The organism is Pseudomonas sp. NCIMB 10586, from assembly GCF_023127895.1.
GTDB lineage: Bacteria > Pseudomonadota > Gammaproteobacteria > Pseudomonadales > Pseudomonadaceae > Aquipseudomonas > Aquipseudomonas synxantha_A.
Genome location: NZ_SPKQ01000018.1, coordinates 454,765 through 473,280, shown reverse-complemented (window position 1 = coordinate 473,280; position 18,516 = coordinate 454,765). Strand labels below are relative to the sequence as shown.

Sequence of the window (18,516 nt, the reverse complement as noted above, 5' to 3'; positions counted from 1 at the left end):
CCCAGAATCCACCCCATCTATAAGGGTATCTGGCAGGTTTCTTCATTCAGGATGTGTTTGTTCATAGCTCCGGCCTGCTCAAAAGGAAGGTGACTAATGCGTATTGATCGTTTAACCAGCAAATTGCAGTTGGCCTTATCGGACTCCCAATCCCTGGCGGTCGGCCTCGACCATCCGGCGATTGAGCCGGCGCACTTGATGCAGGCGCTCCTGGAGCAACAAGGTGGCTCTATCAAACCCTTGTTGATGCAGGTGGGCTTTGACATCAACAGCCTGCGCAAGGAGTTGAGCAAAGAGCTCGACCAACTGCCGAAAATTCAAAACCCTACCGGCGACGTGAATATGTCCCAGGACCTGGCGCGCCTGCTCAATCAGGCGGACCGCCTGGCCCAGCAGAAGGGTGACCAGTTCATCTCCAGCGAACTGGTGCTGCTCGCCGCCATGGACGACAACAGCAAGCTCGGCAAATTGTTGCTGGGGCAGGGCGTGAGCAAGAAAGCCCTGGAAAACGCTATCAACAACCTGCGTGGCGGTGAGGCCGTGAACGACCCCAACCATGAGGAGTCGCGACAGGCCCTGGACAAATACACCGTCGACCTGACCAAGCGTGCCGAAGAAGGCAAGCTCGACCCGGTGATTGGTCGTGACGATGAGATTCGTCGCACCATCCAGGTCCTGCAGCGTCGCACCAAGAACAACCCGGTGCTGATCGGTGAGCCTGGCGTGGGTAAAACCGCGATTGCCGAGGGCCTGGCCCAGCGCATCATTAATGGTGAAGTGCCGGACGGCTTAAAAGGCAAACGCCTGTTGTCCCTGGACATGGGGGCCCTGATCGCCGGTGCCAAGTTCCGTGGTGAGTTCGAAGAACGACTGAAATCCCTGCTTAATGAATTGTCGAAGCAGGAAGGCCAGATCATTCTGTTTATCGACGAACTGCACACCATGGTCGGCGCCGGTAAAGGCGAAGGCTCGATGGATGCTGGCAACATGCTCAAGCCGGCCTTGGCGCGGGGCGAGTTGCATTGCGTCGGTGCGACCACGCTCAACGAATACCGTCAGTACATTGAAAAGGATGCGGCCCTTGAGCGGCGTTTCCAGAAAGTGCTGGTGGAAGAGCCAAGCGAAGAAGACACCATCGCGATCCTGCGGGGCCTGAAAGAACGCTATGAGGTCCACCATAAGGTGGCGATCACGGATGGCGCAATCATTGCGGCGGCCAAGCTGAGCCATCGCTACATCACCGATCGTCAGTTGCCGGACAAGGCCATCGACTTGATCGACGAAGCGGCCAGCCGCATTCGCATGGAGATTGACTCCAAGCCGGAAGTGCTCGACCGCCTGGATCGGCGCCTGATTCAACTGAAAGTCGAATCCCAGGCGTTGAAGAAAGAAGAGGACGAGGCAGCGAAGAAACGCCTGGAAAAACTTCAGGAAGAAATCGTCCGTCTGGAGCGTGAGTATTCGGACCTCGAAGAAATCTGGACCTCGGAAAAAGCCGAAGTACAGGGTTCGGCGCAGATCCAGCAGAAAATCGAGCAGTCCCGTCAGGAACTGGAAGCCGCGCGTCGTAAAGGCGATCTGAGCCGCATGGCTGAGTTGCAATATGGTGTGATTCCGGACCTGGAACGCAGCTTGCAGATGGTCGACCAGCACGGCAAGCCTGAGAACCAGTTGCTGCGCAGCAAGGTGACCGAGGAGGAGATCGCCGAAGTAGTCTCCAAGTGGACCGGCATTCCAGTCTCGAAAATGCTCGAAGGCGAGCGCGACAAACTGCTGAAAATGGAAAGTTTGTTGCACCAGCGCGTCATCGGTCAGGAAGAGGCGGTGGTGGCGGTATCCAATGCGGTACGGCGTTCCCGTGCCGGCTTGTCCGACCCGAACCGTCCAAGCGGCTCGTTCATGTTTCTCGGCCCGACCGGCGTAGGTAAGACTGAGCTGTGCAAGGCCCTGGCCGAGTTCCTCTTTGATACTGAAGAGGCCATGGTACGCATTGATATGTCCGAGTTCATGGAGAAACACTCGGTGGCTCGCCTGATCGGCGCACCACCAGGCTATGTGGGCTACGAGGAGGGCGGTTACCTGACCGAAGCCGTGCGACGCAAGCCTTACTCGGTGATCCTGCTGGATGAGGTCGAGAAGGCGCACCCGGATGTGTTCAACATTTTGCTGCAGGTGCTGGAAGATGGTCGCTTGACGGACAGCCACGGGCGTACGGTGGACTTTCGCAATACGGTGATCGTGATGACCTCCAACCTGGGCTCGGCACAGATCCAGGAACTGGTGGGGGATCGCGAAGCCCAGCGCGCAGCGGTGATGGACGCCTTGACCACCCACTTCCGCCCGGAATTCATCAACCGGGTGGATGAAGTGGTGATCTTCGAGCCTCTGGCACGGGATCAGATTGCGGGTATCACCGAAATCCAGTTGGGCCGCCTGCGCAGTCGCCTGGCTGAGCGTGAGCTCGACCTTGAGCTGAGCGGCGAGGCGTTGGACAAGCTGATCGCAGTGGGCTACGACCCGGTGTATGGCGCACGGCCGTTGAAGCGTGCGATCCAGCGCTGGATCGAGAACCCGCTGGCACAGTTGATCCTGTCGGGCAGCTTTATGCCGGGCACTCGCGTCACGGCAACGGTGAAAGACGACGAAATCGTCTTCCACTGAGGCCAGCACCCGGTGTAATAACAAGAGGCCTCGCATTGCGAGGCCTTTTTTTTCGATAGGGCGTTGAACTGTAAGGCAAAGGCTTGTAAAGTGCGCCCCGCAGCAACGTCAGCCCACGGGTTTCTTCTCCCCAAGAAGAAATCAGAAAGAAGCGCAAATCATTGTCTTAAAAGCAATTTAAAGGGTTGACAGGGGTTTTTAAGATTGTAGAATAGCGCGCCTCAGAGACGCTAACGTAGCGATACGGACAGGGTCGAAGAGAAGGTTACACAGCAGTAAATTTGAAATATGTAGTTCCGTGATAGCTCAGTCGGTAGAGCAAATGACTGTTAATCATTGGGTCCCAGGTTCGAGTCCTGGTCACGGAGCCAATTTCAAATCGGGGTATAGCGCAGTCCGGTAGCGCGCCTGCTTTGGGAGCAGGATGTCGGGAGTTCGAATCCCCCTACCCCGACCATATTTGGGTCGTTAGCTCAGTTGGTAGAGCAGTTGGCTTTTAACCAATTGGTCGTAGGTTCGAATCCCACACGACCCACCATTTTTGAGACCAGTTCAGGCTGGAATCGAATCTTAAGATCAGAGGCCAAAAGCGCTGATCGAAGAAGGCGACTGAAAGGTCGCCTTTTTTTTACCGGGGTATAGCGCAGTCCGGTAGCGCGCCTGCTTTGGGAGCAGGATGTCAGGAGTTCGAATCCCCTTACCCCGACCATATTAAAAATCCTCGTATCGAAAGATACGGGGATTTTTTTTGCGCGCGCGAATCTTGAATTCTCCGCAAAACAAATGTGGGAGGGGGCTTGCTCCCGATAGCGGTGGGTCAGCTAAGTATTCATTAACTGACACACCGCTATCGGGAGCAAGCCCCCTCCCACAGGTGTTATGCGTTGTTAGTGGAGTTTGAGGCGCGGTTCTGTGCCTCGCCCAATCTTGCTGCCCAGCATCAGCATCGCCGTGCGGAAGAAGCCGTACAGCGCCATCTGGTGCATACGGTACAGCGACACATAGAACATCCGCGCCAACCAGCCCTCCAGCATCACGCTGCCAGTCAGGTTACCCATCAGGTTACCTACCGCCGAGAACCGCGACAGCGAGATCAGCGAGCCGTAGTCGGTGTACTTGTAGGTCGGCAGATCCTTGCCTTCAATGCGCAATCTCAGCGACTTGGCCAACAACGAAGCCTGCTGATGCGCGGCCTGGGCTCGTGGGGGCACATTGCGGTCGGTGCCCGGTTGCGGGCAGGCGGCACAATCGCCAAAGGCGAAGATGTTTTCATCGCGAGTGGTTTGCAGTGTTTGCAGCACCTGAAGCTGATTGATGCGGTTGGTTTCCAGGCCATCGATGTCTTTGAGAAAACCCGGTGCGCGGATCCCGGCCGCCCATACCTTGAGGCTGGCGGGAATCACTTGGCCGCTACTGGTAATCAGTGCGTCGGCGGTTACTTCGCTGACCGCCGAGTTGGTCAGCACGGTCACCCCGAGTTTTTCCAGGGTTTTATGCACTGGGCCGCCGATCCGCTCTGGCAGGGCAGGCAATACCCGCGGGCCGGCTTCGATCAGGGTGATATGCATGTTTTCCGGTTTGATGCGGTCCAGGCCATAGGCAGCCAGTTCATGGGCTGCGTTATGCAGCTCGGCGGCCAGCTCCACCCCGGTGGCGCCGGCACCGACGATGGCCACGCTGATTTGTTCAACGGCATCGGTTTGCCCGGCATGGGCGCGCAGGTAGTGGTTGAGCAGTTGTTGGTGGAAGCGCTCGGCTTGCTTGCGGGTATCGAGGAACAGGCAATGCTGCGCCGCACCCTCGGTGCCGAAGTCGTTGGTGGTGCTGCCTACGGCAATGACCAGGCTGTCATAGCCCAGTACGCGCGCGGGCACCAGCTCGCGGCCTTCTTCATCGAGGGTGGCGGCCAGCTGGATTTTCTTCTGTTCACGGTCAAGCCCACTCATGCGCCCAAGCTGGAACTCGAAGTGGTTCCATTTTGCCTGGGCGACATAATTGAGTTCGTCTTCCGAAGAATTCAGCGAGCCGGCAGCCACTTCGTGCAGCAGAGGCTTCCAGATGTGAGTCAGGTTGGCGTCCACCAGCGTGATGCTGGCCTTGCCGCGCTTGCCCAGAGTCTTACCCAGGCGGGTAGCCAACTCCAGGCCGCCGGCGCCGCCGCCGACGATAATAATACGATGGGTCATGGGGATATCTCGCAAGGCTAAAAGAAATCGGAGCAGTTACCCCCGCGAGCGCCAGGCAGCTCATAGCGTCAGGTAACTCAATAGGCGGCTCAGCACGCCGAGCCCGATCACCACTACCAGCACCACACAAAGGAGCAGCCATGGCCGGAAAGGCTTGCGTTCGACTCTGTGCTGGGAGAGTTGCAGGTACTCTTGGACATGCTGTTGGTCATCGGGGTTCAGGCGGCTGGTCATAAAGGCCTCGTCAGGTAGACGTTGCAAAAGGGCGCCACGTTACAGCCAAGGGTTCAAAGGCTGATGCCCACATCGAACACTATGCTGCGGCCCAGGTTGTTGCGCAAGAAGTCCGGCGCGTCCGGGTGTGCGAACAGTACGCGCGCGAAGGTTGGCCCCACCAGTGACAGTGAGCGCCAGCCCTGGCGCAGGTATTCGGTTGGCGGCGGAAAGTGGCTGTTGAGGTCCAGCACTTCGCGTTTGAGGCTGGTGAAAGCGATAAGGTCCAACTCCCCCAGATCCATGCCGCGTTCTTTGTAGTTATGTGCTTTTTTGCGCAGTGTCGGTGCCAGGCGCAACAAAAACTCATGGGCGGGAATGCGTCGTGGCTTGGCTTCGCGCCGCACCAGTTGGCTCAAAGAGAACGCGCTACGCCTGCGCAGCAATTCATCGCGCCATTCGTCGTTCAGGCGGCGCCCCTCGTCCAGCACGAAAAACACCTCGAAACTGGCGTCGCGAAACAACACATCCGGCGGCTCCTGGCCCGCAGCGTGAAACTCTTCGACGCGGTAGGGCACATTCAAGCCCTGCAGCAGGCGCTGGCAGACCCAACGCTCACGCTCCCATTTGCGGGCATTGGACAGAAACGCATTGGCTTGTTCGGCTGCTACGGTGAGCAGGCGCAAATAATCTGAGTCATCCATATTCCCAGCTTAGCGTTCAAATGATGACCACAGGAAGTCCTGCTTGCACCGAGTTGATGCTGAAACAGCTGGGTATCTATGCCAGTGAGACCCAAATGTGGGAGGGGGCTTGCTCCCGATCGCAGAGTGCCAGCCAGCACATGTATTGGCTGATAGACCGCTTCGGGAGCAAGCCCCCTCCCACATTTGAATCTCGCTTCGACCCAGACCCATGTTAAAACGCAGGTGTAGACTGCTCACTCGGCAGCAAGTTTTTTGTAGAGGTAGTGCATCTGTGATCAGTGCAGCTGTTCTGGCGCCCATGACCCTCGGCATTGGCTGGCTGTTATATGCGCCGGTGGTGATGTGGGCGACGTTGCGCTCGCCTTGGGTCGAATTGTTCGCCGACCGACGGCGCCAGCATTTGCTGTTCGGTACGGTGTTCGCGTTGTTTATGCTGTGGCTGGTGCGCCGGGATTTCGATACCGGGGTCTCGTACCACTTTATCGGCATGACCGCCGTGACCTTGCTGCTGGATTGGCCGCTGGCAATCGTCGGTGGGTTTGCTGCACAGTTCGGGTTGATGCTGCTGGGGCGCCAGGATCTGGCCGCCCTTGGCGTCAACGGCCTGCTTCTGGTCGGGCTGCCGGTGCTGGTCACCGAAAGCTGCGCGCTGTTGGTCGAACGGGCGCAACCGCGAAACCCTTTTGTGTATATCTTCTGTTCCGGTTTTTTTGCGGCGGCGCTGTCGGCATTGTTGTGCCTGTTGGTCGGCCTGGGCCTGTTGTGGTTGGACGGCCGCTTTGCGATGCCGGAATGGTTGGAGGACTTTGTAGGTTACCTGTGGCTGATCATCTTCCCCGAAGCCTTTATCAACGGCATGGTCATCAGCGCGCTGGTGGTGTTTTGCCCGGAATGGCTGGAGACCTTCAACCGAACTCGCTATCTCTCGGCCCCCTGGAAGGACGACGATTCACGGCGTTGATCCAGGTCAAATGCCGGGCACCGGCGCAGGTCCATGCTCTGCAAAATTTTTTCTGGAGCACCGATCATGAGTGTGTACGAGTGGGCACGGCAGGAGTTGCGCAGAAGCCAGGACGCAGCGCAGGAAATCGGTTTTGACCCCGGCTTGACCTTGCGCGCCATGCTCAGTGCGGTGGTGCAGCAAAGCAAGGGTGTACGTAGTTTTGAAGACCTGGCCGACGAGTTGCAATACCTTGCAGAAAACCTCGACGACCAGCAGGAATATGCCTTTATGCGGCCTTAGTGGCGCGGCGGCAGGTCTTCGGAAAACAGTTCATCTTCGGCGTCCGGGGCCACCGGAATCTTGTGTTCTTCAGCGGCCCAGGCACCCAGGTCGATAAGCTTGCAACGGTCCGAGCAGAACGGCCGGTTGAGGTTGGTCGCTTTCCATTCCACGGGTGCACCGCAGGTTGGGCAGTCGACGGTCAAGGGTTGGCTCATGATCGGCCTCCACGCAAAGTAAGGTAAAAGTGGTGCAGTCGCTCGACCTCGCCGTGCAGCCAGGCAAGGTCCTTATCGTTGACCAGCACGTCATCGGCATGGTTCAGGCGGTCTTCGCGGCTCGATTGGGCCTTGAGAATCGCCTGCACCTGTTGTTCGCTGATGCCATCGCGCTGCAGGGTACGCTGAATCTGCAGCGATTGCGGCACGTCGATCACCAGGATGCGCTGGGTCATGCTGTATTGGCCGGACTCGATCAGCAGCGGTGACACCAGGATCGCGTAAGGCGACTGGGCGCGTGCCAGGTGGCTGCGAATTTCCTCGGCAATCAGCGGGTGCAGCAAGGCTTCCAGCCACAGACGTTCTTGCGGTACCTCAAAGATCAGTTTGCGCAGCGCGGCGCGATCCAGCTGGCCGTCGGGTAGCAGCACGCCGTCGCCGAAATGCTCGGCAATGCGCGCCAGAGCCGGCCGCCCGGGTTCGACGACCCAGCGGGCAGCATGATCGGCGTCCACCAGGTCGATGCCCAGGTCGATAAAGTGCTCGGCCGCAGCGCTTTTGCCGCTGCCAATGCCGCCTGTGAGGCCAAGAATCCAGGGTGTTGCGACAGAAGTGGTCATCTGAAACCGACAGACTGCAAATAGAAGTCGGTTATTTGACCACCCCAGAGCAATGCAATCCAGCCGGCAATTGCCAGGCACGGCCCAAAGGGCATCGGCGTCGACGTTTGGGCCTTGCGCAAACGCAGCAGGATCAGCCCTGCAAACACGCCCATCAGTGAGGCCATCAGCAACGTCATCGGCAGGATCTGCCAGCCACCCCAGGCCCCCAGCAATGCCAATAACTTGAAATCGCCATGGCCCATGCCATCCTTGCCGGTGACCAGCTTGAACAACCAGAACACGCTCCATAGGCTCATGTAGCCAATGACCGCGCCCCACAATGCGTCGGGCAGTGTCGCCAACAGGTCAGCGCTGTTGATAACCAGCCCCAGCCAGAGCAGCGGCAAGACCAGCACGTCCGGCAGCAATTGGTGGTCCAGGTCAATCAGGCTCATTGCCAGCAAGCCCCAGCTCAGCAACATCACCGCAGCGGCTTGCCAGCCGAAGCCGAAATGCCAGGCAACAGCGGCAGTGATCAGCGCGCACGTCACTTCGGTCAGGGGATAGCGGACGCTGATGGGGTCACGGCAATGGGCGCAACGACCCCGGAGCATCAGGAAGCTGAGCAGCGGGATATTTTCCCAGGGCCGAATCGGCTGGTTGCAGCGCGGACAGCAGGAGTTCGGGCGCATCAGGTTGTACACCGGCCCGGCGGGCTCGGTTGGCAGGCCGAGGACCTCATGGGCCTGGGCACGCCATTCGCGTTCGAGCATTCTGGGCAGGCGCCAGACCAGCACGTTGATGAAACTGCCGATGATCAGGCCGAGCACCAGTGCCATGCAGGCAAACGCCCAGTGCTGCTCGCTCAGCAGCAGGCTCAAAAGGCCGTACCCAATTGAAAGACCGGCAGGTACATTGCAATCACCAGCGCGCCGACAATGGCCCCCAGGACAACCATGATCAGCGGCTCCATCAGGCTGGTGAGGTTATCGACCAGGGTGTCTACGTCCGACTCGTAGTGGTTCGCGACTTTTTCCAGCATCCGGTCCAGGGTGCCGGACTCCTCTCCAATGGCGGTCATCTGGATCGCCATGCCGGGAAACAAACCGCAGCTGTGCATGGATTGATTCAACTGCATGCCTGTGGATACATCGTGGCGCATACGTTCGATTGCCTGTTTGAAGGGGTCATTGCCGACGGCTCCGGCTACCGAGCCCAGTGCCTGGACCAGCGGGACACCCGCTGCAAACGTGGTCGAAAGCGTGCGGGCGTAGCGGGCGACGGCGGTTTTTTGCAGCAGTTTGCCTGCCAGAGGCGCTTTCAACAAACTCGCTTGCAGCCAATGGCGAAAGCCAGGGTAACGGCGGTAGGCGTGGCGCAGCCCGCCCACCCCCACGGCCAGGCTCAGCACGAGTATCCACCACGCTTGTTGCAAGAACTCGGACAGGGCAATGACCCCCAGGGTAAACCCGGGCAGTTGGCTGTCGACCCCGGCAAACAGATGCTGGAACTGAGGCACGACGTGTATCAACAGCACTGTGCTGACCAGTGTCGCGACTACCAGGACTGCGACAGGGTAAGTCATGGCTTTTTTGATCCTGGCTTTGAGCTGTTGGCTTTTTTCCAGATGAATCGCCACGCGCTCCAGCAGGGTTTCCAGAGCCCCGGCCTGTTCTCCGGCAGCTACCAGGTTGCAGTACAGGTCATCGAAATAACGCGGGTGCAGGCGTAGCGCTGCGGCCAGGTTATTGCCGCTGGCGATCTGTTGTTTCAACGCCTTGACCAGTTCACGCACCTGCTGGTTTTCAAAACCCTCACTGATGATGTCGAAGGCTTGCAGCAGCGGGATCCCGGCTTTGAGCAAGGTCGCCAACTGTCGGGTAAACAGGGCGATATCGGCTGGCAGGATTCGCGGGGTGAAAGCCGAACGTGATCGAGGCCTCTTGCGCACACGCTCGGGGCAGATCCCTTGCTGGCGCAGTTGTGCCTTGATCAGCGCAAGGCTGTCGCCAGCGGTTTGCCCGGTCACCCTGCGTCCTTTGCGGTTGATGCCTTCCCAGGCATAGATCGTTGACGTGTCGTTCATATCGGTTTGCGCACCCGGCAGTGAAGAATTTATAGCGTAGTCAGGTGGCGGATTCGGGGCGGCTGGTGTTATGGGATAAAGTGTCAGAATGTGCGTCTTGCTGGCGATGGGCTTCGTGGTGGTGGGTACACTGGCGCCGTTGCACACTTCGGGGCGCAGGACGCGCCTTGTCATGGTTTTATTCTGGAGAGTGAAAGAGATGCGTCAAAAAGGCTTTACCTTGATCGAGTTGTTGATCGTTGTGGCAATCATCGGCATTTTGGCCACGATCGGTTTGCCCATGTACACCAAGCACCAGGCCAAGGCCAAGTTTACGGCGGGGCTGGCTGAAATCAGCGCGTTGAAGGCCGGTTATGAAGACGTCATCAACCAGGGCACTGTGCCCACTGTGTCGTTGATCGGTGGCAACAGCCCCACTGCCAATTGCAAGATCGACGTGACAGGAGATGTAGCCTCGGGCGCCGGCTCCATCAGCTGTGAAATCCTCGATGCGCCAGCGCCCGTGCTCGGCAAGACCATCACCTTGACCCGCAACGCAACCAGCGGATGGACCTGTGCTACCACAGCGGATCCGCAGTACGTTGCCAAGGGCTGCTCTGCCAACGGCGCGTGATGGCGCCGGGCGGTGAGCGAGTCAGTTGCTGCATGACCAATGCAGTGCTAGCTTTAGCCCACCGCCCGTGTAGCTCAGCCGGTAGAGCAGCGCACTCGTAACGCGAAGGTCGCAGGTTCGATTCCTGTCTCGGGCAAAAGCGCACCACTGCTTCAAAGGCAATGTTTTCAGATGATCCCAGAATGGTTCTGAAGGCCAGACGAGTCGGCATTCGTGCTCGCTCTTTTGTATCTGCGCAACCTAGATGACCCAGATGCATCCCCATTCCTCGATCCAAGAGAACGACATGACCACGACTGAGATGACCCAGGAAGTTCGGCACCAAGCAGCTCTCGAGAAATACCTTGAGGCGACGCCGCAGCTTAAAGAAGAGATCAAGGACCTGAGCGCTGACGACCAGCGTGATCAGATTCAGTGGGCATTCGAGGACGAGGCAGAGAGCCAGAGCCTCCAGCCTTGGGAGTTGACCCTCAAGTACACCTCGACGCCGGAAGAATTCGAAGCTGCGCGGTTGGCCTTGCATAAAGAGGCGGCCGAGGTGCTGGGCGTCGAATGGGAAGAGTACTGCGAGATGAATAATCTTGTAGTTTAAAAGCAGGCGCGAGTTTCAAGCTGCAAGCGGCAAGTTGTCTCGCAGCCTTCTTGCAGCTTGCAGCTGGCAACTACTCAGATACTGAGGCGCATCGACAGATCCACTGCCTTCACATCCTTGGTCATCGCGCCGATGGAGATGAAGTCCACACCGGTTTCAGCGATAGGCAGCAGGGTGCTTTCATTGATCCCGCCGCTGGCTTCCAGCTTGGCCTTGCCGGCGTTCAAGCGCACGGCCTCGCGCATGTCTACCAGGCTCAGTTCATCGAGCATGATGATGTCGGCTCCCGCCGCCAGGGCTTCGCGCAACTCATCCAGGTTTTCCACTTCGATTTCCACCGGCTTGCCTGGGGCGATCTTGTGGGCGGCCGTAATCGCCTGGGCAATGCCACCGCAGGCGGCAATATGGTTTTCCTTGATCAGGAACGCGTCATACAGCCCGATGCGGTGATTGTGGCAACCGCCACAGGTGACCGCGTATTTTTGCGCCAGGCGCAGGCCCGGTAATGTCTTGCGGGTGTCCAGCAGCTTGACCTGGGTGCTGGCGACAAAGTCCGCGAGGAACTGCGCTCGGGTGGCTACACCTGACAGCATCTGCAAAAAATTCAGCGCACTGCGTTCACCTGTGAGCAGCGAGCGTGCCGGGCCTTCAAGGTGGAACAGCGCCTGGTTGGGGCTCACACGTTCACCGTCGGCCACCTGCCAATGCACGGCGACCCGTGGGTCCAGTTGGCGAAATACCGCATCCACCCAGGCCGTACCGGCAATAACAGCCGCTTCGCGGGTAATGATCGTGGCCTTGGCCAGCCGTTCGGCGGGGATCAACTGCGCGGTGATATCGCCACTGCCGATGTCTTCCAGCAGTGCGCGGCGCACGTTGGCTTCGATTTCGGCGGTGAGGTCGGCAAGACGGAGGTTCGGCATAACAGGCTCCACAAACAAAGTGCCTGGATTATAGGGGCTGCGTGCGTTCGAACCCAGCGCGCCGCTCATTTACAGCGTAAAGGCAGAGTTTGCTGGCGCAACCCCCCTCATTTGCAAGATAATCTCGCGCCTTTCAATTGGCGTCATAGCTTTGACGTCGAGGTGGTAGCCGGTTTATTTGCAGCGCACTGCCGTGCCTGCCCCGTTCTTTGCCCCTCTCAACACCGCCGTTTCAGGAGGCCAGGATGCACAATGACGGAAAGGTGGTGCCTATCAACAGGGCACAGGCCACGCCATCGCCGCTCGCGCGCCTGCCGGTGGTGTTGCTGCAGGTGCGTGACAAGGCCGCGCAACAATTGCAGCAGGGTTTGCAGGAACTGTTCGATAACGCCGACGACACCCTGTTCGAAATGGCTGACAAGGCCCGAAGCACCGTCGACCATCATATTTTTTTCGAAGCAATGCGCGACCTGCGCCTCAAGCGCAAGAACTTCGAACGCGTGTTCATGGAGCAGCTGTTTGTCGCCTTCGCCAATCTGGGCCAGGCCGGAAGCGGCGATCTGCACCTGGTGCCGGTGGTGTCCTACGAAGCGGTATCCGGTACCAGTGCCGACGATATGGAAAAAGCCGTAGCCCTTGAGGCGATGCTCGGTCGGGTGCGACATCGTGATGGCTTGGCCCTGGGACAGTTAAGCGCGCGCATGAGCCGATTGCTGGGCCGGCGACTGGATGACCATACCAACCCACTGGGTCCGGCACTGCTCTGTGAGTTTTTCCTGCAGGCAGGGCGCAGTCTGGGGGTGGAAATCCGCGTCAAACTGATCATGCTCAAGCTCTTTGAAAAATACGTGCTCAGTGACGCGGACCTGTTGTATGGCGAAGCCAATCAACTGCTGGTCGCCGTTGGTGTACTGCCTGAACTCAAGGCCGTGCCATCCCGTCGTCCCGGCGGGCGCGCCAGCCGGGAACACCAACGCGCCAGCCAGCCGATCGTCGACCCGCCGCTCGATCAAAGCGGCCAGCAAGCGTTCAGCGCATTGCAGAAGTTACTGCAAGCCGTGCGTGGCAGCGTGGCGCCGACCCTCGAAGCCAGTGCCGAGCCGCAACCCATTGCCACCCGTGATCTGCTACGCCTGCTGTCGCATTTGCAGCAGTACGTCCCCGAGCCCGAGGCTGAAGACGATTTCGACCTGCGTAACCAGCTTGAACAGCTGCTCACCCGAGTCAGCGTCAAGAGTGGCAAGTCGCGGGTCCTGGAAGATGCTGACGAAGATGTAATCAATCTGTTCGCTATGCTGTTCGCGTTCATACTCGGTGATAGCAGCGTGCCGGACGCGTTCAAGGGCCTGATCGCCCGTTTGCAGATACCCTTGCTGAAAGTCGCCGTGCTGGACAAGAGCCTGTTCAGTTGCACGCGCCATCCGGCGCGACGCTTGCTCAATGACATCGCGGGCGCCGTCATGGGCTGGAGCCCGCCCGAAGACGCTTCCCGCGATACTCTGTACCTGTGTGTCGAGCAGGTCGTGCAGCGTTTATTGAATGAGTTTGTTGAAGACCCGGCGATTTTCTCCCAGCTACTGACGCAATTCAGCGCGTTTACCGCTGATGAATCCAGGCGCAGCGAGTTGCTTGAGCGCCATACCCGAGAGGCCGAGCAGGAGCGCCTGCATACCGAGGCTGCCCGCCAACGTGTGGCGCAGGTGCTTGATCGAAGGCTGGCGGGCAAGGTTCTGCCGCAGTTTGTGGTGCAATTCCTCCAGCAAGCCTGGAGCCAGGTGTTGCTATTGGCCATGCTCAAGCATGGCGGACAGTCGCTGCAATGGCAGGCAGCGCTGCGCACCCTCGATGAGTTGATCTGGAGCGTCGGCCTGCGGGAAGACACCGAAGCGGGCCGGCATTTGCTTGAGCAACTACCCGCGTTGCTCAAGGCGTTGCGTGACGGTTTGGCCGCTGCGGCGTTCGACTCTTTTAGTACCCGCGAATTTTTCCGGCGGTTGCAGGCCATGCATGTTCAGTGTTGCGGGGGCGACGGCGGCGAAGTGCTGGTCGAAGTCCGTGAGTCCTTCACGCTTGGCACCGGTGCGCCGTCCGTCGTTGCGCCGCTGCCCGATGATGACCCCGACCTGCTCAAGGCCAGGCAGTTGCAGATCGGCGCCTGGGTAGCGTTTCAGCACGATCAGGAAAACACCCTGCGCTGCAAGTTGACGGCAATCATGCCGCCTACCAATACCTGTATTTTCGTCAGCCGCACCGGGCTCAAGGTTCTGGAAAAAACTACCGACCAATTAGCCCATGCGTTCAAGCGTGGTGTGCTGCGCACGCTGGATGATGGCCCTTTGTTCGAGCGTGCGCTGGCTGCGGTGATGGGCGACCTGCGTCAACTCAAACGCGGCAAGTGATCGCAACCGCAGGGTGGAACGCGGCATACTGGTAACACCTCGTCTCATTTCAGGAGCCTGTATGCAGTTGGACCCCGCCAGCGGTTGGTGCCAGGGCATCCGTCATTGCCCGTCGCCCAATTTCAACGAGCGCCCTGAAGGCGAAATCTCGCTGTTGGTGGTGCATAACATCAGCTTGCCTCCAGCGCAGTTCGCCACGGGCAAGGTGCAAGAGTTTTTTCAGAATCGTCTGGATGTTTCAGAGCATCCCTACTTTGCCGGTATCGACCACCTACGCGTGTCTGCGCATTTTCTGATTGAACGTGACGGCACTGTGACGCAATTTGTCTCGTGCCGGGACCGGGCCTGGCACGCCGGTATTTCCAGCTTCGAGGGGCGCGAGGTGTGCAATGATTTCTCGCTGGGGATCGAACTGGAAGGCACAGACGAACTGCCGTTCACCGATGCCCAGTACGCGGTGCTGACCGAGCTGACGCGCCAGTTGCTCAAGGCTTACCCAAAGATCACTCGCCAACGTATTTGTGGTCACAGCGATATCGCCCCGGGGCGCAAGACTGACCCGGGCCCCGCTTTTGATTGGGCGCGCTTTCTCGGCGCCCTGCAGGATGGAGGACACGAACAATGAGTTTCCTGGTGTTGGTGCTGGCGGTGTGGATCGAGAAGTTCTCGGCCTTGCGCCTGCGGTTGCAGCGTGACGGTGGATGGCTGCGTGAGCTGGCCAAGCTGGAGTCGAGCCCGCGTATGGGCAAGCGACCCTGGCTGATCCTGACGCTGCTGGTGCTGCTGCCGGTAGCGTTGCTGGCGCTGTTGTTGTTGGTACTGGAGCCGGTGGCCTATGGCCTGTTGGCGTTACCGGTGCACATGCTGGTGGTGATCTATAGCCTGGGCCGTGGTGATTTATTGGCAGGGCTGGGGCCGTTCCGTGATGCCTGGCGGCGTGGTGACCTGCAAGCCGCCGAGCATGTGGCCGAGCGCGACCTGAAGCTTGGCGCCGACAGTGGCGAGCAATTGCTGGAGCGGGTCCAGGGCTATCTGTTGTGGCAGGCGTACCAGAGCTTTTTTGCGGTGATTTTCTGGTATTTCCTGCTGGGCCCGGTGGCGGCTTTGGCCTACCGGCTGTTGGCGCTGGCCAGCGAACATAGCCAGAACCCCTTGGTGGCCGAACGTGCCGCGCAGTTGCGTCACGCGTTTGACTGGTTGCCGGTACGCCTGTTGGCGGCGAGCTTTGCTTTGGTGGGCAACTTTGTCGGGGTCAGTCGGGTGATGCTCCACGAACTGCTGAGCTGGGACATCAGCGCGGCGCAGTTGATGGAAAAGGTCGGGCTGGCCGCGGCTGAAATCCCTCCTCCAGTGGTGGGGGCTGACGGCATCAATAGCCTGGATCGGTTGTGGGAGCTGCTGCTGCGTGCGGCGGTGTTGTGGTATGCCGGGTTTGCCATTTGGACTGTGTTGCCCTGAACACTGTGGGAGGTGGGCTTGCTCCCGATGGCGGCCTCCGGGCCGACCAGGGTGCTGGATCAGACCGAGTACATATCCATTCCTGCGGTAACGGCCACGGTTGGTTCCGCTTTTACAGCGGGTCACTTTGGAAAAGAGCCCCAAAGTAACCGAAGGGCTCTTGCCCCACCACTCGGCACCTCGCTTAGGCTCGGTGTGCCCGTAATCCGCGAGTGATTTGGGGGGCCGCCGCCACGCGCCATCCATGGCGCGGGGCGGCTAAACCGGCATCCCTGCCGGTTTACCCCCCAAATCCCTGTCGAATTCCGGCCAGCGTGGTTTAACGGGGCGCCTAAGATCAAGATCAAAAGCAGATCAAGATCAAGAGCGGCTCGCTTCGCATCGTGGTTACGGGGGCAAGCCCTCCTACATGTGCTCTCCGGATCTGCCGTTAACCTTACGTTACAAAACTTCCCTTCGAATTGAGCTATACAGACAGAGCGCCAAATAGTGGCTATCTGCCGCCGCCCTGCGCCTCAATAACAATAAAAGAAGGGGAGGTCACCTGTGATGAGCTTGCTCTATCCTGCCGTCGCGCTGATGAACCGCCTGAGCTTCGGCATGAAGTTCAGCCTGATCAGCGTGCTGTTCCTGCTGCCGATGCTGGCGACCAACTATTACCTGGTGCGTGACTCGTGGCGCGAATTTCAGGGCACCCGTATCGAACTGCAAAGTCTCGACCTGCTTGGCAGCAGCCTGGCATTGCGCCGTGAGTTGGAAACGCTCAACAACCAGGTGCAGATCAACGTCATCCTCGGACAGTCCGGCAAGGCGGCTGATCTTGAAGCGCAGATTACTGCCCTGGAGCAAGGTGTGCTGGAGCGGTTGCAGGGGTTGCACGCCATGGCGACGCAGCCCGAGCAAGTCGAGGTTTTTGAAAACAAGCGCGACGAGCTGATCGCTGCGTTCAAGGCGCAGCAACAGGAAACCTCGTTGCTCAACAAAGCGGCGTTGATCGGCAAGTTACTCAACCAGGCCCAGATGCTCAGCCAAATCATCGCCAGCCAAGCCGGCTTGAGCCGTGATGCGCAGAGTGACCTGCGCCAACTCAGCGACCTGGTCACTGCGGTCACCCCACAGGTCACCCAACTACTCGGTGAGGGCCGCGCGATGGGCGCGTATTCCCTGGGCCAGGGCTTTATCAATTCCTCCTCCAGTACGCGCTTTGACGAGTTACTGCAGCAGGTGGAAAAGCTCCAGGGCGAATACGGCTTGAAGCTGCAGGACGCGCTGGGCGCCAGCAACGCCGCGCATGCAGCACTCGATAGCTTGGCGCAAGCCAGCCAGGCCAGCCTCAAGCAAGGCAGTGAGTTGTTCGAAGAACAGGTAGTGATGGCCGAGACCCTGGATACACCTTGGCAAGGTTTTTACGACGGCGTCAGTCAACTGATGGCCAAGACCTATCAACTCGATGACGCCACCTTAGCGTTCATCGGCCAGCAACTGGAGCAGCGTCTGACGCAAAACCGCCTGCACATGGTGTTGCTGGTCGCGGCCCTGGTGGCGGTATTTGCGCTGATCTTCTACTTGTATGCAGGTTTCTTTGTCTCCACTCGCACTACCTTGCGCAGCCTGGGGGCGATGATGGACAAAGTCGCGGCCGGTGACATGACGGTCACTTTCGTCGCCCACAGCCGCGACGAGCTGGGAGACCTGGGCCAAGTATTCAATGGCACCGTGGCCAAGATCCACGACCTGATTGAGCGCGTCGGGCATACGGTCAGCCAGGTCGAGTTGCAGGCCAGCCAGGTGCAGACGATTTCGGCACAGAGTAACCAGGCGGTATCCGGCCAGCGCAGCCAGATCGAACAAGTGGCAACGGCGATGAACCAGATGTCCGCCACCGCGCAGGAGGTAGCGCGCAGCGCGGCGGCGGCGGTCAACAGTGCACAGAGCGTCAATGATGAAACCGTCAGCGGGCGGGCGCTGGTGCAATCTCAACAAAGCGGCATCGCACGCCTGGCTTTAGAGATCGATGAGTCGGTGCGGGTGATCAATCAGTTGGCGGCCGATAGCCAGTCCATCAGCAGCGTATTGGAGGTGATCAAGAGCATCGCCGAGCAAACCAATTTGCTGGCGCTCAACGCGGCCATCGAAGCTGCGCGTGCCGGTGAGCAAGGACGCGGTTTTGCCGTAGTGGCCGATGAGGTGCGCACCCTGGCCCGGCGTACCCAGCATTCCACCGGAGAAATCGAGCAAATGATCAGCCGCTTGCACAGCGGCGTCGGTGCAGCGGTGAAGGCGATGGGCAGCAGCCATGAAATGGCGAGTGGCACGGTAGGGCAGTCGGAAAAGGTCCAGCACGCCCTGGAAAATATCCTCGGTGCCGTAGGCATGATTGTTGACCAGAACCAGCAGATCGCCGCTGCCGTGGAGCAGCAAACGGCGGTCGCTCACGACATCGACCAGAATATTGTCCAAATCAACCGCGCCGGTGAACATGCAGCACAAGGCGCCCAACAGACCGAAGCGGCCAGCCGGCAGTTGTCGGCGCAGGTCATTGAGCTGAAGCAATTGATTGGTGCGTTTCGGGTGTAAGAACTTTCTGTGGGACTGGGCCATGAATCACGTGGCATTTGTCCTGATTTGCCGGGCTG

Annotated in this window: 17 protein-coding genes and 5 tRNA genes; 14 read left to right on the top strand and 8 right to left on the bottom strand. The window is 59.2% G+C overall.

The features are described 5' to 3' along the window. Positions 1-96: 96 nt before the first annotated feature. The 5 genes from clpB (at position 97) to E4P01_RS10085 (ending at position 3,370) form a co-directional block, all read left to right on the top strand. Positions 97-2,661, top strand: a complete 2,565-nt coding sequence (clpB, locus tag E4P01_RS10105) for an ATP-dependent chaperone ClpB (protein ID WP_005784667.1) — start codon at positions 97-99, stop codon at positions 2,659-2,661. A gap of 295 nt (positions 2,662-2,956) precedes the next feature. Then, positions 2,957-3,032: transfer RNA gene (locus E4P01_RS10100), tRNA-Asn, on the top strand. Positions 3,033-3,041: 9 nt separating this feature from the next. Further along, positions 3,042-3,118: transfer RNA gene (locus E4P01_RS10095), tRNA-Pro, on the top strand. Between the two features lie 5 nt (positions 3,119-3,123). Beyond that, positions 3,124-3,199 (top strand) — tRNA-Lys (locus tag E4P01_RS10090). 94 nt (positions 3,200-3,293) lie between these two features. Further along, positions 3,294-3,370 (top strand) — tRNA-Pro (locus E4P01_RS10085). A gap of 178 nt (positions 3,371-3,548) precedes the next feature. On the opposite strand, the gene E4P01_RS10080 is transcribed toward E4P01_RS10085, so the two are convergent. From E4P01_RS10080 to E4P01_RS10070, 3 genes are read right to left on the bottom strand one after another with little or no spacing between them, the layout of a single operon-like run. After that, positions 3,549-4,847 carry an NAD(P)/FAD-dependent oxidoreductase gene (locus E4P01_RS10080; RefSeq protein ID WP_078820261.1) on the bottom strand — a complete coding sequence of 433 codons (1,299 nt, stop codon included), beginning with the start codon at positions 4,845-4,847 and terminating at the stop codon, positions 3,549-3,551. Positions 4,848-4,907: 60 nt separating this feature from the next. Beyond that, positions 4,908-5,081: a DUF3094 family protein gene (locus tag E4P01_RS10075; protein WP_005784671.1), complete on the bottom strand. Its 174-nt coding sequence runs from the start codon at positions 5,079-5,081 to the stop codon at positions 4,908-4,910. Between the two features lie 53 nt (positions 5,082-5,134). Then, positions 5,135-5,764, bottom strand: a complete 630-nt coding sequence (locus E4P01_RS10070; RefSeq protein ID WP_003188431.1) for a DUF1780 domain-containing protein — start codon at positions 5,762-5,764, stop codon at positions 5,135-5,137. A 274-nt stretch (positions 5,765-6,038) separates the two neighbouring features. Here E4P01_RS10070 and E4P01_RS10065 point away from each other — a divergent pair, with 274 nt between their 5' ends. Continuing rightward, complete coding sequence (locus E4P01_RS10065) at positions 6,039-6,728, top strand: energy-coupling factor ABC transporter permease (RefSeq protein ID WP_216090727.1); 690 nt, start codon at positions 6,039-6,041, stop codon at positions 6,726-6,728. A 66-nt stretch (positions 6,729-6,794) separates the two neighbouring features. Further along, positions 6,795-7,010, top strand: coding sequence for a hypothetical protein (locus E4P01_RS10060; protein WP_003171680.1), 216 nt, complete (start codon positions 6,795-6,797; stop codon positions 7,008-7,010). Here the strand turns inward: E4P01_RS10060 and yacG are convergent. Genes yacG through E4P01_RS10040 form a run of 4 tightly spaced genes read right to left on the bottom strand, consistent with a single transcriptional unit; the run spans position 7,007 to position 9,895 of the window. After that, on the bottom strand, positions 7,007-7,207 hold the full coding sequence (gene yacG, locus E4P01_RS10055) for a DNA gyrase inhibitor YacG (protein WP_003188437.1): 201 nt from the start codon (positions 7,205-7,207) through the stop codon (positions 7,007-7,009). The genes E4P01_RS10060 and yacG overlap by 4 nt on opposite strands. Further along, a complete protein-coding gene (gene coaE, locus E4P01_RS10050) occupies positions 7,204-7,827 on the bottom strand; it encodes a dephospho-CoA kinase (RefSeq protein ID WP_032877844.1) in 624 nt (207 codons plus the stop codon). Before coaE ends, yacG begins: the two co-directional genes overlap by 4 nt. Further along, positions 7,824-8,690: an A24 family peptidase gene (locus E4P01_RS10045; RefSeq protein WP_282442910.1), complete on the bottom strand. Its 867-nt coding sequence runs from the start codon at positions 8,688-8,690 to the stop codon at positions 7,824-7,826. The genes coaE and E4P01_RS10045 overlap by 4 nt, the downstream gene beginning before the upstream one ends. Then, positions 8,687-9,895: a type II secretion system F family protein gene (locus tag E4P01_RS10040; protein ID WP_078820264.1), complete on the bottom strand. Its 1,209-nt coding sequence runs from the start codon at positions 9,893-9,895 to the stop codon at positions 8,687-8,689. Before E4P01_RS10040 ends, E4P01_RS10045 begins: the two co-directional genes overlap by 4 nt. 199 nt (positions 9,896-10,094) lie before the next feature. Here E4P01_RS10040 and E4P01_RS10035 point away from each other — a divergent pair, with 199 nt between their 5' ends. From E4P01_RS10035 to E4P01_RS10025, 3 genes are all read left to right on the top strand, one after another. Then, positions 10,095-10,508, top strand: coding sequence for a pilin (locus E4P01_RS10035; protein ID WP_005784685.1), 414 nt, complete (start codon positions 10,095-10,097; stop codon positions 10,506-10,508). A 63-nt stretch (positions 10,509-10,571) separates the two neighbouring features. Continuing rightward, positions 10,572-10,644: transfer RNA gene (locus E4P01_RS10030), tRNA-Thr, on the top strand. Between the two features lie 150 nt (positions 10,645-10,794). Next, entirely contained in the window at positions 10,795-11,100 is a 306-nt protein-coding gene (locus tag E4P01_RS10025) for a DUF6388 family protein (protein WP_216090728.1), read from the top strand. A gap of 74 nt (positions 11,101-11,174) precedes the next feature. On the opposite strand, the gene nadC is transcribed toward E4P01_RS10025, so the two are convergent. Then, positions 11,175-12,023, bottom strand: a complete 849-nt coding sequence (gene nadC / locus E4P01_RS10020; RefSeq protein ID WP_032877839.1) for a carboxylating nicotinate-nucleotide diphosphorylase — start codon at positions 12,021-12,023, stop codon at positions 11,175-11,177. Between the two features lie 245 nt (positions 12,024-12,268). Between nadC and E4P01_RS10015 the strand changes: the two genes are divergently transcribed. The 4 genes from E4P01_RS10015 to E4P01_RS10000 all read left to right on the top strand — a co-directional run bounded on the left by E4P01_RS10015 (position 12,269) and on the right by E4P01_RS10000 (position 18,457). Then, a complete protein-coding gene (locus E4P01_RS10015; protein ID WP_216090729.1) occupies positions 12,269-14,422 on the top strand; it encodes a DUF1631 domain-containing protein in 2,154 nt (717 codons plus the stop codon). Between the two features lie 61 nt (positions 14,423-14,483). Next, positions 14,484-15,047 (top strand): 1,6-anhydro-N-acetylmuramyl-L-alanine amidase AmpD, encoded by a 564-nt coding sequence (ampD, locus tag E4P01_RS10010; RefSeq protein WP_078820266.1) that lies wholly within the window; start codon positions 14,484-14,486, stop codon positions 15,045-15,047. Next, positions 15,044-15,880 carry a regulatory signaling modulator protein AmpE gene (gene ampE, locus E4P01_RS10005; protein ID WP_032877836.1) on the top strand — a complete coding sequence of 279 codons (837 nt, stop codon included), beginning with the start codon at positions 15,044-15,046 and terminating at the stop codon, positions 15,878-15,880. Before ampD ends, ampE begins: the two co-directional genes overlap by 4 nt. Before the next feature lie 546 nt (positions 15,881-16,426). Then, positions 16,427-18,457, top strand: coding sequence for a HAMP domain-containing methyl-accepting chemotaxis protein (locus tag E4P01_RS10000; protein WP_032877834.1), 2,031 nt, complete (start codon positions 16,427-16,429; stop codon positions 18,455-18,457). The last annotated feature ends 59 nt before the right edge of the window (positions 18,458-18,516 follow it).